This is a genomic window from Bradyrhizobium sp. Leo114 (genome assembly GCF_055229415.2).
The window spans coordinates 251,533-264,735 of sequence record NZ_JBUYEN020000005.1; the positions used below are offsets into that span (position 1 = coordinate 251,533).

The window sequence follows — 13,203 nt, forward strand, 5'->3', positions numbered from 1 at the left end:
GGAGCCGGTTGTTCACAGCGCCAACGGCATGGACCGGAATTTTTGCGCTTCGCCCATACGTGCCATTGACAGCATTCTCCAAATCGCACCAGATGTAGCTGTCACGGTCCATCATGACGCAAGGAATGGTGGCTAAGAGGGAAGCTGGTGATCGCGCGTTTCTCGCGAGAATCCAGCGCTGCCCCCGCAACTGTAAGCAGTGAGTTGCTCCCGATTTTAGACGTCACTGATGCGGCATCGCATTGGGAAGACGGGGAGTGACGCCGACCTGCGAGCCAGGAGACCTGCCGTGACAGCAAATAACGTCCACGGGCGGGGTGTCCCGGCGGCCGCTTGCAGGCTCATGCCGGTACGCCGCCGGCATCATCACGCAGCGTCGCCTCTGGCATCCGGCCCCAGCAACATCACGGGGTCTGCAAGATGTCACTCTCTCTCGATCGCGAAACCACCGCGTCACCTCTCATCCACCTGCGCCCCGAATCAATCGCGGCGCCGGAAGCACGGCTGCCGATGCAGGTGATCCGCCGCAATGGCACGGTGTCGCAATTCGATGCCGGGAAGATCTCGGTGGCGATGACCAAGGCCTTCCTTGCGGTCGAGGGGAATACGGCGGCTGCGTCGCGCCGCGTGCACGAAGCGGTCGAGGAATTGACCGCCGAAGTCGTCGGCGCGCTGTCGCGCCGGATGAGCGAAGGCCGCACCTTTCATATCGAGGACATCCAGGACCAGGTTGAACTGGCATTGATGCGCAGCGGCCATCACAAGGTGGCGCGCGCCTATGTGCTCTATCGCGAGGAGCGGGCGCGGCAGCGCGCCGAACAGCAGGCAACTAAATCCGCAACGGCATCGAGCGGGCCAATCGTCCACGTCACGCTCGCGGACGGCAGCAAGGTGCCGCTCGACCATGCGCGGCTGGCGATGATCGTCGGCGAGGCCTGCGCCGGGCTCGACGGTGTCGACGCTGCGCCTGTCGTCGCGGAAATCCAGCGCAATCTCTATGACGGCATCAGCCAGGAGGAACTCGCGCTCGCCAGCGTGATGGCAGCGCGTACGCTGGTCGAGCAGGAGCCGAACTACGCCTATGTCAGCGCGCGCCTCTTGCTCGACAAGCTCCGCACTGAAGTGCTGTCCTTCGTGCAGGGCGCGCCAACGACAGCGTCGCAGGCGGACATGGCGGTGCGCTATGGCGAATATTTTCCGGCCTGTATCAAGACCGGCATCAGGGCCGAATTGCTCGATCCCGAACTCGGCCGCTTCGACCTGAACAAGCTGGCCGCGGCACTGAAGCCGGAGCGCGATCTTGCGTTCCAGTTCTTAGGGCTGCAGACGCTTTATGATCGCTATTTCCTGCATGTCCGCGGCCACCGGATTGAATTGCCGCAAGCGTTCTTCATGCGCGTCGCCATGGGGCTTGCACTGCGCGAGATCGATCGGGAGGCGCGCGCGATCGAGTTCTACAATCTCCTGTCCTCCTTCGACTTCATGGCGTCGACGCCGACGCTCTTCAATTCCGGCACGCTGCGGCCGCAATTGTCGTCCTGCTTCCTCACCACCGTTCCTGACGATCTCGACGGCATCTTCAAGTCGATCAAGGACAATGCGCTGCTCGCCAAGTATTCCGGCGGCCTCGGCAATGACTGGACGCGGGTGCGCGGGCTGGGCGCCCATATCAAGGGCACCAATGGCGAGAGCCAGGGCGTCGTGCCGTTCCTTAAAGTCGCCGACGACACCGCGATTGCCGTCAACCAGGGCGGAAAACGCAAGGGCGCGGTCTGTGCCTATATCGAGACCTGGCATATCGACGTCGAAGAATTCCTCGACCTGCGCAAGAACACCGGCGACGACCGCCGCCGCACCCACGACATGAATACCGCCAACTGGGTGCCTGATCTCTTCATGCAGCGCGTCGAGGCCGACGGCGAATGGACGCTGTTCTCGCCGGACGAGACGCCCGATCTGCACGATCTCTACGGCAAGGCCTTTGCCGAGCGTTACGCTTTCTACGAAGACAAGGCCGCGCGCGCCGAGATGCGGGTATCCAAGAAGATCCGTGCCGTCGATCTCTGGCGCAAGATGCTGACCATGCTGTTCGAGACCGGACATCCCTGGATCACCTTCAAGGACCCCTGCAATTTGCGTTCGCCGCAGCGCCACGCCGGCGTGATCCATTCCTCCAATCTCTGCACCGAGATCACGCTCAACACTTCGGATGAGGAGACTGCGGTCTGCAATCTCGGCTCGATCAACCTGCTCAATCACGTCGGCGAGCGCGGGCTCGATACGGCCAGGCTGAAGCGGACGGTCGCGACCGCGATGCGGATGCTCGACAATGTCATCGACATCAATTTCTACACCATTCCCGAGGCGCGGCGCTCGAACCTGCGGCATCGGCCGGTCGGCTTCGGGTTGATGGGATTGCAGGATGCGCTGCACGTGCTGCGGATCCCGCTTGCGTCCGACGCGGCTGTCGCCTTCGCCGATACCAGCATGGAGGCGATCGCTTATCACGCGATCTCGGCTTCCGTCGATCTCGCCGCCGAGCGCGGTCGTTACCCGTCGTTCGAGGGATCGCTGTGGAGCCGGGGCATCCTGCCGATCGATTCGATCGAGCTGCTGGCGGAAGCGCGCGGTGACGTCGCGATGGACCGCTCGCGCACATTGGACTGGGACGGCCTGCGCGAGCGCGTCAAGACGGTCGGCATGCGCAACTCCAATGTGATGGCGATCGCGCCGACGGCGACCATCTCCAACATCTGCGGCGTGGCGCAGTCGATCGAGCCCGCCTACCAGAACCTCTATGTCAAATCCAACATGTCCGGCGATTTCACCGTCGTGAACGCCTTCCTGGTCCGCGACCTCAAGGCGCGCGGCTTGTGGGACGAGGTGATGGTCAGTGATCTCAAATATTTCGATGGCAGCTTAGGTGCGATCGACCGTATCTCTGATGATCTCAAGGCGCTCTATGCGACCGCGTTCGAGATCGACAGCGCCTGGCTGATCGAGGCGGCGGCGCGGCGGCAGAAATGGATCGACCAGTCGCAGTCGCTCAACCTCTATATCGCCAACCCCTCCGGCAAGAAACTCGATGCGCTGTATCGCCTGGCCTGGCAGCGCGGCCTGAAGACGACCTATTATTTGCGCTCGCGCAGCGCCACTCATGTCGAGAAGTCGACGCTGAAGGGCACCGACGGCAAGCTCAACGCAGTCAGCGTAGCTCCCGCGATGTCCAGCGCACCGGACTTGTCCGGCGCCATCGCGTGCTCGATCGACAATCCCGAATGTGAAGCCTGCCAGTGAGCAGCGGAATAAGGAATAACGCCATGCTCGACTGGTCAGAGCCCGCTACGACCGCGCGCCACGCGGTCCCCCTCATGAACGTCGCCGCAGCCGGCAACCAGACCGGCTTAGGTGCGATCGATCGCCATGGCAGCCGTGTCTCGGTCGACGACAAGCGCATGATCAACTGCCGCGCCGACGTCAATCAATTGCTGCCGCTGAAGTACAAATGGGCGTGGGAGAAATATCTCGCCGCCTGCAACAATCACTGGATGCCGACGGAGGTCTCGATGCAAGCGGACATCGCGCTGTGGAAGTCGCGCGACGGCCTGACCGAAGATGAGCGGCGCGCGATCAAGCGCAATCTCGGCTTCTTCGCGGCGTCCGAAAGCCTCGTCGCCAACAACATCGTGCTCGCGATCTATCGCCATCTGACCAATCCGGAGTGTCGGCAGTATCTGTTGCGGCAGGCGTTCGAGGAGGCCGTGCACACCCACACCTTCCAGTACATCGTCGAGAGCTTGGGGCTCGATGAGGGCGAGCTGTTCAACATGTACCGGGAGGTGCCCTCGATCACTGATAAGGCGGCGTGGGCGCTGAAACATACGCAGCATCTCGACGATCCCGACTTCAGGACCGGGACGCCGGAAGCAGACCAGGCGTTCCTGCGCGACCTCGTCGCTTTCTACGTCATCTTCGAAGGCATGTGGTTCTACACCGGCTTCGCGCAGATCCTCTCGCTTGGCCGGCGCAACAAGATGATCGGGATCGCCGAGCAGTATCAGTACATCCTGCGCGATGAATCCATCCACCTGAACTTCGGCATCGACGTCATCAACCAGGTCCGAATCGAGAATCCGCATCTTTGGACGAAGCCCTTCCAGGAGGAGATTCGCGACATGGTGCGGACGGCGGCCGAGCTCGAAGCGGCCTATGGATGGGACACCATGCCGCGCGGTTTTCTCGGACTGAACGCGGCACTTTGTGAAACCTACATGCACTTCATCGCCAATCGCCGTTGCGCCCAGCTTGGGCTCGCGCCGGTATTCGATGAAGCCGACAACCCCTTCCCCTGGATGTCGGAGGCGATGGACCTGAAGAAGGAGAAGAATTTCTTCGAGACCCGCGTGATCGAGTACCAGAACGGGGGTGCCTTAAGCTGGGAGTAACCAAGGTCGCTGGGCCGGGACCCCTCCTTTTTGTGCATTCCAGAAGGCACAAATCCGTCTTGCCAGACGCCATGAATAGGTGTTCAGCTTTTGCAGCGATCTGCGCTCGATCGCCTAAAATAGTGAAGTCTCGTTCGGCCGATCCCGAGCCGGCGGGAGTTTGGGGACGGGAACTGCGCCATGGTCTATCGGCGAACCCATCAGGTGGTAAAGCGGCTGGCCGCCCGGCGCAGCGCCATTTTAGCGGCGGCGCGCGAGGCGGCGGCGGACGGCGGCATGGCTGCGGTGCAGATCGCGCCGGTGGCGGTCCGCGCCCATGTCGCGGCGGGAACCGTCTACCGCTATTTCCCGTCCAAGGCCGACCTGATCTCCGAATTGATCGCCGAGGTCTCGCGCGACGAGCTCGCCGCGATTCGCCGGGCCGCGGATGCCGCGCCCGGGCCGTCCTCGGCGCTGGCCGCCGCGGTCACCACGGTTGCCGTCCATGTGCTGTCGCAGCGCAAGCTCGCCTGGGGCATCCTGGCCGAGCCGGTCGATGTCGATGTCACCGCCTCGCGGCTGGCCAGCCGGCGCGAGATCGCCGGTGAGATCGCCATCCGAATCGATGCCGCGGTGCGCGCCGGCCATCTGCCGGCGCAGGATACCGCGCTTGCCGCCACCGCGCTGCTCGGCGCGCTGCATGAGTCGCTGGTCGGACCGCTCGCGCCCGACAATCTCGACGATCCCGTCAAGCTGCGCGACGCCGTGCAGACCGTGACGCTACTCGCACTGCGCGCCGTCGGCGTCATGGACGCCCGCGCCCGCGGCCTCGTGGTGCAGGCCACCACGCCCGCGAAGGCGCTGGTGGGGGCCTAAGGGCGTTTGCCATCTCTCTACCGTCATTCCGGCGTCCGAAGGACGAGCCCGGAATCCATTTCTCCGCCTACGCCGGCGGCTCGATGGATTCTCTGATGTGCAAATTGCACATCATAGCTCGCGCTTCGCGCGCCCCGGAATGACGGGGAAACCTACTTCTCCGCTTCCCCTTGCGGCGCGACGGAGGCGATGCGGACCATGTTGGTGGTGCCGGGGATGCCGAGCGGGACGCCGGCGACGATGATCACGCGCTGGCCGGCGCGGGCAAAGCCATCCCTGAATGCGATGGAGTTGGCGCGGTCGACCATGTCGTCCTGATCGCGCGCGTCCTCGGCGACGACGCAGTGCACGCCCCACACCACCGAGAGCTTGCGGCCCGTCGCCAAGTTCGGCGTGATCGCAACGACCGGCACCTTGGGCCGTTCGCGCGCGACGCGGATCGCGGTCGAGCCCGATGAGGTCCAGCAGATGATCGCCGAGAGGTCGAGCGTCTCGGCGATCTGGCGCGCGGCATCCGCGATCGCATCGCCGACCGTCGGCTCCGGCTCGGCGCGCTGCGCATTGAGCACGCCGCGATAGGTCGGGTCGCGCTCCACCTCCTCGCCGATGCGGTTCATGGTGGTGACCGCTTCCACCGGATATTTGCCGGCAGCCGATTCCGCCGAGAGCATGATCGCATCCGCGCCCTCATAGACGGCGGTGGCGACGTCGGAGACCTCGGCGCGGGTCGGTACCGGCGCCTGGATCATCGATTCCAGCATCTGGGTTGCGACCACCACCGGCTTGCCGGCGCGCCGCGCCATTCGCGTCATCTGCTTCTGCAGGCTCGGCACGCGCTCTAGCGGCAGCTCCACGCCGAGATCACCGCGCGCGACCATCAGCGCATCGGAGGCATCGATGATGTCGGCCAGCCGGTCGATCGCCTGCGGCTTCTCGATCTTCGCCATCACGGCGGCGCGGCCGCGGATCATCTTCTTGGCCTCATGGACATCCTCGGCGCGCTGCACGAAGGACAGTGCGATCCAGTCGATGCCGGTGGTCAGCGCAGCCTCGAGATCGGCGCGGTCCTTCGGCGTCATCGCCGACACTGGCAGGTCGGTGTCGGGCAGGCTGACGCCCTTGCGGTCCGACATCTTGCCGCCGATCACCACGCGCGTCACCGCGCGGTCGGGCGAGGTCTCTTCCGCAATCAGCCGCACCTTGCCGTCATCGAGCAATAGCGCGTGGCCGGGCCGCAGCGCCGCCAGGATCTCCGGATGCGGGAGGTTGACGCGGGTATTGTCGCCCGGCGTCTTGTCGGAATCGAGCACGAAGCTCTGGCCGTTGTTGAGCTGCACCGAGCCTTCGGCAAAGGCGCCGAGCCGGAGCTTGGGTCCCTGCAGGTCGACCAGGATTCCGATCGGCCGGCCGTAGCTGGACTCGACATTGCGGATGGTCTTCACGAGGTCCCGCATCTTGTCATGCGGGGTGTGGCTCATGTTGATGCGAAAGAGGTCGGCGCCAGCCTCGAACAGCTTGCGAATCATTGCGCTGTCGGAGGAGGCGGGACCCAAGGTCGCGAGGATCTTGATCCGACGCAGTCTTCTCATTGCTTGCTTCCGGGAGGTGCGGCTGGAGGTAGACCAGACGCGCCTGGAGGCGTTCCGCCCGGTGGATTGGGCAGGCCCGGCACTGCGGGAGTCCCCGGTGCGACCCCGCCCGGCATTCCCGGCACCTTCTGCGCCGGCTGCTCGTTGGCTTCCGTCAGTTGTACGGTCCACGCCCGTTGCTCCCCGGTGTCGACCTCGAAGAAGCCGGTGCGGTCATAGCCGCGCGCCAGGCAATTCTCGGTGCCACGAATGGTGAATTCCTTGTCGCGCGAGCACATGAAGGCCTGGCCAGACCATTCGCCGCCGCGGTCATAGTCGAGCGCGTAGATGTAATAATAGCGCGCGACCAGATTGCCCCGCAGCAGGGTCTCGCAGGAGCGCGAAGAGATGTTCCACCAGCCCTCGGTGGTCCAGCCCTCGGCGTCCTTGTAGCCGAGCGCGATGCCGACCCGGCTGGCGGTATTGTTGCAGAGCCGGAAATCGGCCGCAGCCGGGCTGGTCCACAGGCACGCCGCCGCAAGCGCGAGCACGGGCAGAAGACCGGCAAGCAGACGAGGGGGGATGCGCAGGGAATCCAGTACGATCATGAGGCGAAGCTACACCGAATCATTGACGATTTCGCGTGGCTCGGCGGCGCCTGTCAACGGAAGGCAGGCGGACTTCTGCCATCGAAAACCGCCGGTCCCACCCGATTTCATGCTGTTTTGCGCAGCGATGTGGCAAAATCTGTGACGAATCCCACCTGATATCAATATGGTGGGAATCACAAACCGGGATGACGGCCCATGACCATTGACGACAAGACCAAGACCGAGCTGGAAGCCGCCGTTTTCCGGCGCCTGGTGCAGCATTTGCAGAGCCGTACCGACGTCCAGAACATCGACCTGATGAACCTCGCCGGATTCTGCCGGAATTGCCTCTCCAACTGGATGAAGGAAGAGGCCGATGCCAAGGGTGTGGCTGTTAGCAAGGACGAGAGCCGCGAGGCCGTCTACGGCATGCCCTATGAGGAGTGGAAGGCAAAATACCAGGGCACGGCGACGCCGGAGCAACTGGCCGCGATGAAGAAGGCCCACCCCGGGCATTGAGGCATACGCATTCCGCCATTCCGGGGCGTCCGAAGGACGAACCCGGAATCTCGAGATTCTCCGATGCGCAATTGCGCATCGTCGTTCAATGCTGCGCATTGCCCCGGAATGACGGTGGTTGCGGGTAACGCCAGCATCTCCTGTGGGCGCGCTGTGGATGAGCGCGACGTTTCCTTGACGGGAGCCGTCCCAAACTTGAGGGTCATTTCCGACACGCGATCCGTGAGGAGCGCATACCGCCAAGACGCCTCAACAGGACGCCTCAACACCAGTTCCATTTCAGGAGTACCCGATGGCCACCTCCGCAGCCGTCAAAGAAGAACCCGCGACCCGATTCGCAAAGGACCAGCTCAAGGCCATCATCGAACGCATCGAACGGCTGGAAGAAGAAAAGAAGGCGATCTCGGACGACATCCGCGACGTCTATGCCGAGAGCAAGGGCAACGGATATGACGTCAAAGCCCTGCGCACCATCGTGCGCCTGCGCAAGCAGGACCCGAACGAGCGCCAGGAGCAGGAGACGATCATCGAGACCTACATGCAGGCGCTGGGGATGATCTGAGGCGCTGGTCCGGCCGCACAACTCTCGTCGTCCCGGGCAAGCGCGACCCAGGACGACACCGTCATTGCGAGGAGCAAAGCGACGAAGCAATCCATGTCTTCAAGTGGTGGCATGGATTGCTCCGCTTCGCTCGCAATGACGGGGAGGCTTCTGATTCAATTGTCGAACAGCGATCTGGGGCTGCACTGCGGCGGGCTTCGCCCGCGCGGAGACGACATCGGAATCGTGAAAGGCTACGGAAAGCTCAGCGCAGCGCGGCGGTGCGGACGACGAAGGACGTCGTCGATAGCGTTGCGGTGGCCGAGCCGGTGAAGCTGTCGCAGCTCATGCCCAGCATCGGATCGTTCGAGAAGGTCATGTTGACCGCGGCCTGCGGCTTGACGAAATGGGCGCGCATCAAGGTCATGTCGGTATCGCCGAGCACGGTGGTCTGCATGGCGTTGCTGGCGCTCGGCGCCAGCATGACCACGCGCATCCAGAGATCGTTGCCCTTGGCGGCGGAGATGCGTGTCGAGGTCGAGATCACGCTGCCCTGACCCTGCGTGCCCTTGGCGACCACGGTGTTGATCTCGCTCGCGACGGCCCCGGCATTGCGGGTCGGTCGGGCGCTGCGCGGGACTGGCGCAGAGGCGGCGACGATATTGTTGCGGTCAACAGGCGCGTTGGCCGGGGCATAGGCGAGCGCCTTGTTGAAATTCTCCGACACGCTGGCAGTGGCCTGCGGATCGGCGGCGCCGACCGCCTCGCGCGCCTTGAGCGCTGCGATCTGCGCGGCTGTCGCCTGTTTCGCTGCCGGTAGATCGTCGCCCCAGAAGCCGCGGGCATTGATGATGTCAGCAGGCGTCTCGGGTTTCGGCTCGGACTTCTCGGCTGGCGCCGGCGCAGCCGGCTTCGCCTTTGCCGCCGGGACGATCTGGGCGTCGGCCGCGGCGAGCTGGATGGTCGAGGCGAATTGCGGTTTTGCGCGCGGCATCGGTACGGGGTCGGCCGGCTTCGAATCGGCAGATTTGGCGGAAGCCAGGACGGGCGCGGGCTTCTCGGCGGCAGCCGGCGCCGCGCCCTCGTCGTCCTCGTCGCTGCCGGCAGCCGATTTGCCCGTGAACAGCGCGGTCAGGAAGCCGCCGATCTTGTTGCCGCCGGACGAGGAGCCATCGCCGTTGCCGCGCCGCTCGATGTCGGCGCGGGCAAGCTCATACCCCTTCAACGGGGTGCCGTCGGATGGGACGTGGACGGTGCGGCCGTCCGGGAACACCCTTGCCAATTGGTCGTGCGTCATGCGCGGCCAGTGGCGAATCGACCCGGTGTCGAGGTGAACAAAAGGCGAGCCGGAGGTCGGATAGAAACCGACACCGCCACGCTGTAGGCGCAGGCCGGCATAGCGGATCTGCTCGAGCGGCACGCCGGGAATGTAGAAATCCATCGCATGCCCCAGCATGTGCTGGCTGAAGCGCGCCACCCCGGAGGAGCGGCGGCGGAGCATGGCGTTAGTAGCGGGAGAGCGGTAGGAGGAGATGATGTTGATCGGCTGCTTGCCGTCGACATCGCGATAGACTTCCCAGAGGATGTCGAAGAGCCGACGATCCATCGTGGTCTCGTCCTGGGTGCGCCAGTCGCGCAGGTAATGATTGAGCTTCTTCAACGCGTCTTCGTCGTAGCGGCCGTCGCGCTTGAAGGTGATGGTGAGGTCTTCGTTCGAATGGGTGTGGTGGAAGGAGAGGGTGCGAGTCTCGTTCAGGGCGGCGGCGTCGTGAACCGATCCGGCGCCTGCGAGCAGCAATAGCGACGTCAGCCCGACCTGACATCCGGCTTTCGGGAAAGACAGCAGTTTATAGTGGCGTGTGCGGACAGCCAGCACCGATGAGCCCACCCAATCGTCGAGCGTTCGACCTTATCTTTCGCAGACCCCGGCGAAAGGCGGTGAACGCATTCTTAAAGCGGGACGGTTAACCGAGATTTACCATCCCGTTTCCCAAGTTGAACTCAACCTAAACTGTTGACTGTGGCGAAAAAGAGCCGCCAGCGGTACCAGATGAATAATGGTTAATGTAAACGATCCCGCCGCATGGCGGGATCGTTGATTTTGCTCAGGAATCTGGCGCGCTCAGGGAGCGGTAAATTAACGGGTGAACACCCCGCGCGGTTGTCCGCGTCCAATCGGAGCGGGCGGCACCGGCTGGCCGCCGCCGAACAGCCGTTCAAAGAAGTTCAGGCCGGAATTGGTGTTCTCGCTGGCGATGCTGACGCCGGGCGGCAGGCTGTTGCGGCTCGGGCGCGAATAGTTCGGCTGCGCATGCGCCACCACTGATTCGAGGTCCTTGCCGCGGTTGTTCTTAAGCAGCGCCAGCATGGCGCCGTCGCGGCCATAGACGTCTTTGCGGAATTGCAGCTTGCCGGCGTCGTCCACGAACGCGGTCTGATAGGTGATGTTGACCGGGATCGGGGTCGGGAATTTCAGGTCGATCTCGCTCGAGCCATACATGCTGCGGATTCGCTCGGGCGTCCAACGCTCGTCCGTCATCGTGATGTTGAGCAGCACGGAAGCGTACTGGTCCGGGTTCTGCACGCGCATGCAGCCATGGCTGAAGGCGCGCTCTTCCCTGCCGAACAGGTTCTTGTCCGGCGTGTCGTGCTGATAGACCAGGAACTTGTTCGGGAAGTTGAAGCGGATGCGTCCGAGCGCATTCGCTTCACCCGGCGGCTGCGAGATGTGAATCGAGCCGTCGCGGCCGTATTCGAGCCGCAGGCCCATCCGCTGCAGCACGGTCGGATCCTGCTGCAGGGCCGGCAGATATTCATTGTAGATGATCGACGGCGGCACGTTCCAGGTCGGGTTCACCGTGATGTACTTCATCGTCTCGGTCAGAAGCGGGGTGGCGTGCTGCCCCGGCTTGCCGGTTACGACGCGCGTGGTCCAGACCGGTGCACCGTTCTGCATCACCCGCAGTGTGTAGTCGGGGATGTTGAGGATGACATAGGCGTTGCCGAGGGACGCCGCGCCAAGCTGGCGCGGCAGCCAGCGCCAGCGCTCCATGTTGACGATAACGGTGTCGATCTGTCGGTCGCGCTTCGGGCTGTTGATCGCCTTCACGGTACGGTCGTCGAGCACGCCGGTGGGCTTCAGCTCGACGCTCCGTTGGAATTTGCGCACGGCTTCGGCGACCTTGGCATCGTAACGCGTATCGTCCGGATTCTCGGCAACGCCGAGCTTGGCGCGGAGCTGCGGCACGCGCGGATCTTCCGGCGCCTCGCCCGGCTGCTTCTTGGTGGCGGCCTTGTAGGCCAGCGTGGGCCCTTCGGCGATCTGGATCACCGGGCCGTCGCCCTGACCGCGCAGCTCGGCGAGCTTGGCCTTGAGCTCACGGTAGAGCTTGTGCGGCGGGTTGTAGCTGTCGAGCGCGGCGGAGGCGTCCTTGGCGCCGGTCACGTTGGCGAGGACTTCCGACGGATCGATCGGGTGCTCGGGATAGAGGATGTCGGCCGAGACCTGCGACCAATGCATCCGGCCGCTCTGGGCCTGGCGCGCATAGTCGAGCATGCTGGCGACGAGCTTCAGCTCGGCATCCGCCAGCGCGTCGGGCGAGGACAAGGCCAAGGCAAACTCCGGCACCGGATAGTCTTCCGGGTTGAGGCCATCGGAGGCGGCGTCCTTGAGCCGCGCGATCACGCCCTTGCCGGTTGCGGTCAGCTTGCCGCCTTGCGTGAATACCGGCGCATAGTCGCGCGCCGAGTAGAACTTCTCGACCGCGGCGCGCTCGTTCTTGCGGTCGAAGGTGCGCAGCGTCTTGCTGGCCAGCGTCTCGCGCAGCTTGTCGGCAACCGGCTGATCTTCCGCCGGCACGTTGCTCGCAGCCTTGACCGGCTCCTTGGCGGGCTCGGCAGCAGGCGCGTTGGCGGTCGCCGGGGCAGGCGCAGTGACGGTTGCAGGAGCGGCGGGCGCGGCTGAAGGGGTCACCGTGGCGGTGTCGTTCTTGACCGGCTCCTTCGGTGTGTCCTTGGGCGCGTCCTTTGCCACATCGCTCGGCTTCGGCTCGGCGGCGGGCGCGGTGACGACATCGGCCGGCTTGGATTCCAGCTTGGGCTCTGCGGTCTTGGTGGCGGCGTCGGGTTCGCTCGACGTGATGGCGTCCTTGGTCGCATCCGGCACCGAAGCGGTGGTGTCCAGCTTGATATCGGCTGCGGTCGGCGGCGGAACGTTGGCAGGCTCGGGACGCGGGATTGCGGCGTCGATCGCGAGTTCTGCGGCACTCGCGCGTGGCGTGTCCGATTGGGCCAGCGCCGAGGTCGCGGCGACCGTCAGGAACGTCGCGGCGACGGCCATCAGCACGCGGTCGAATCCGGTTCGGCCTTTCGAACAGTCTCGCATCGTCACTCCCCCTGGGGCGAACTGCCCGGCATTGGAACAGTTCTCAAATCATGGTCCTGGAGCCTGATGACGCTTCGTAGAGCCGTCATCACGCTCGATTCGTTCGAGCATAATCTTCCCGGATCATGCTCTGAGATTGCGCGGAAGCGCCGGCCTCACTCGATCAAAACTCATTCACGCCTGCACGCAACAAATCAACGCAGACGATATAGACGCCCCTTTCATGCAGCCAGCGCCATGCGGGGCAACTCACGACAAACTGACCTTGATCAACCACTTGCACTCGATCTTGCGCGATTTT

Annotated in this window: 9 protein-coding genes and 1 riboswitch; of the genes, 5 read left to right on the top strand and 4 right to left on the bottom strand. The window is 64.1% G+C overall.

Going from position 1 to position 13,203, the window contains the following annotated elements:
• Positions 1 to 87 precede the first annotated feature (87 nt).
• Positions 88 to 306, top strand: a riboswitch (cobalamin riboswitch).
• Between the two features lie 114 nt (positions 307 to 420).
• From ACZIRK_RS08755 to ACZIRK_RS08765, 3 genes are all read left to right on the top strand, one after another.
• Positions 421 to 3,297: a ribonucleoside-diphosphate reductase subunit alpha gene (locus ACZIRK_RS08755; protein WP_463327153.1), complete on the top strand. Its 2,877-nt coding sequence runs from the start codon at positions 421 to 423 to the stop codon at positions 3,295 to 3,297.
• Positions 3,298 to 3,320: 23 nt separating this feature from the next.
• Positions 3,321 to 4,445, top strand: coding sequence for a ribonucleotide-diphosphate reductase subunit beta (locus ACZIRK_RS08760; RefSeq protein WP_130229342.1), 1,125 nt, complete (start codon positions 3,321 to 3,323; stop codon positions 4,443 to 4,445).
• 180 nt (positions 4,446 to 4,625) lie between these two features.
• The gene (locus ACZIRK_RS08765) at positions 4,626 to 5,300 is read left to right on the top strand and encodes a TetR/AcrR family transcriptional regulator (protein ID WP_028163657.1); all 675 of its coding nucleotides are present in this window, start codon (positions 4,626 to 4,628) and stop codon (positions 5,298 to 5,300) included.
• Positions 5,301 to 5,452: 152 nt separating this feature from the next.
• Here ACZIRK_RS08765 and pyk read toward each other — a convergent pair whose 3' ends face one another.
• Together pyk and ACZIRK_RS08775 are read right to left on the bottom strand one after the other, a co-directional pair.
• The gene (gene pyk, locus ACZIRK_RS08770) at positions 5,453 to 6,889 is read right to left on the bottom strand and encodes a pyruvate kinase (RefSeq protein WP_028163656.1); all 1,437 of its coding nucleotides are present in this window, start codon (positions 6,887 to 6,889) and stop codon (positions 5,453 to 5,455) included.
• Positions 6,886 to 7,476: a DUF1036 domain-containing protein gene (locus ACZIRK_RS08775; protein WP_463327154.1), complete on the bottom strand. Its 591-nt coding sequence runs from the start codon at positions 7,474 to 7,476 to the stop codon at positions 6,886 to 6,888. Before ACZIRK_RS08775 ends, pyk begins: the two co-directional genes overlap by 4 nt.
• 198 nt (positions 7,477 to 7,674) lie before the next feature.
• Here ACZIRK_RS08775 and ACZIRK_RS08780 point away from each other — a divergent pair, with 198 nt between their 5' ends.
• Both ACZIRK_RS08780 and ACZIRK_RS08785 read left to right on the top strand, forming a co-directional pair.
• The gene (locus ACZIRK_RS08780; RefSeq protein WP_028163654.1) at positions 7,675 to 7,977 is read left to right on the top strand and encodes a DUF1244 domain-containing protein; all 303 of its coding nucleotides are present in this window, start codon (positions 7,675 to 7,677) and stop codon (positions 7,975 to 7,977) included.
• 292 nt (positions 7,978 to 8,269) lie between these two features.
• Positions 8,270 to 8,539 (top strand): DUF2312 domain-containing protein, encoded by a 270-nt coding sequence (locus ACZIRK_RS08785; protein ID WP_028163653.1) that lies wholly within the window; start codon positions 8,270 to 8,272, stop codon positions 8,537 to 8,539.
• 244 nt (positions 8,540 to 8,783) lie between these two features.
• On the opposite strand, the gene ACZIRK_RS08790 is transcribed toward ACZIRK_RS08785, so the two are convergent.
• Both ACZIRK_RS08790 and ACZIRK_RS08795 read right to left on the bottom strand, forming a co-directional pair.
• Positions 8,784 to 10,394: a peptidoglycan L,D-endopeptidase MepK gene (locus ACZIRK_RS08790; protein WP_245475030.1), complete on the bottom strand. Its 1,611-nt coding sequence runs from the start codon at positions 10,392 to 10,394 to the stop codon at positions 8,784 to 8,786.
• Positions 10,395 to 10,655: 261 nt separating this feature from the next.
• Positions 10,656 to 12,902 carry a L,D-transpeptidase family protein gene (locus ACZIRK_RS08795; RefSeq protein ID WP_463327155.1) on the bottom strand — a complete coding sequence of 749 codons (2,247 nt, stop codon included), beginning with the start codon at positions 12,900 to 12,902 and terminating at the stop codon, positions 10,656 to 10,658.
• Positions 12,903 to 13,203 lie beyond the last annotated feature (301 nt).

Bases quoted from the DNA above. Each gene is read 5' to 3' on its own strand.
- pyk (WP_028163656.1), bottom strand. From the start codon at position 6,889: ATGAGAAGACTGCGTCGGATCAAGATCCTCGCGACCTTGGGTCCCGCC.
- ACZIRK_RS08785 (WP_028163653.1), top strand. From the start codon at position 8,270: ATGGCCACCTCCGCAGCCGTCAAAGAAGAACCCGCGACCCGATTCGCA.
- ACZIRK_RS08775 (WP_463327154.1), bottom strand. From the start codon at position 7,476: ATGATCGTACTGGATTCCCTGCGCATCCCCCCTCGTCTGCTTGCCGGT.
- ACZIRK_RS08765 (WP_028163657.1), top strand. From the start codon at position 4,626: ATGGTCTATCGGCGAACCCATCAGGTGGTAAAGCGGCTGGCCGCCCGG.
- ACZIRK_RS08760 (WP_130229342.1), top strand. From the start codon at position 3,321: ATGCTCGACTGGTCAGAGCCCGCTACGACCGCGCGCCACGCGGTCCCC.
- ACZIRK_RS08780 (WP_028163654.1), top strand. From the start codon at position 7,675: ATGACCATTGACGACAAGACCAAGACCGAGCTGGAAGCCGCCGTTTTC.
- ACZIRK_RS08755 (WP_463327153.1), top strand. From the start codon at position 421: ATGTCACTCTCTCTCGATCGCGAAACCACCGCGTCACCTCTCATCCAC.
- ACZIRK_RS08795 (WP_463327155.1), bottom strand. From the start codon at position 12,902: ATGCGAGACTGTTCGAAAGGCCGAACCGGATTCGACCGCGTGCTGATG.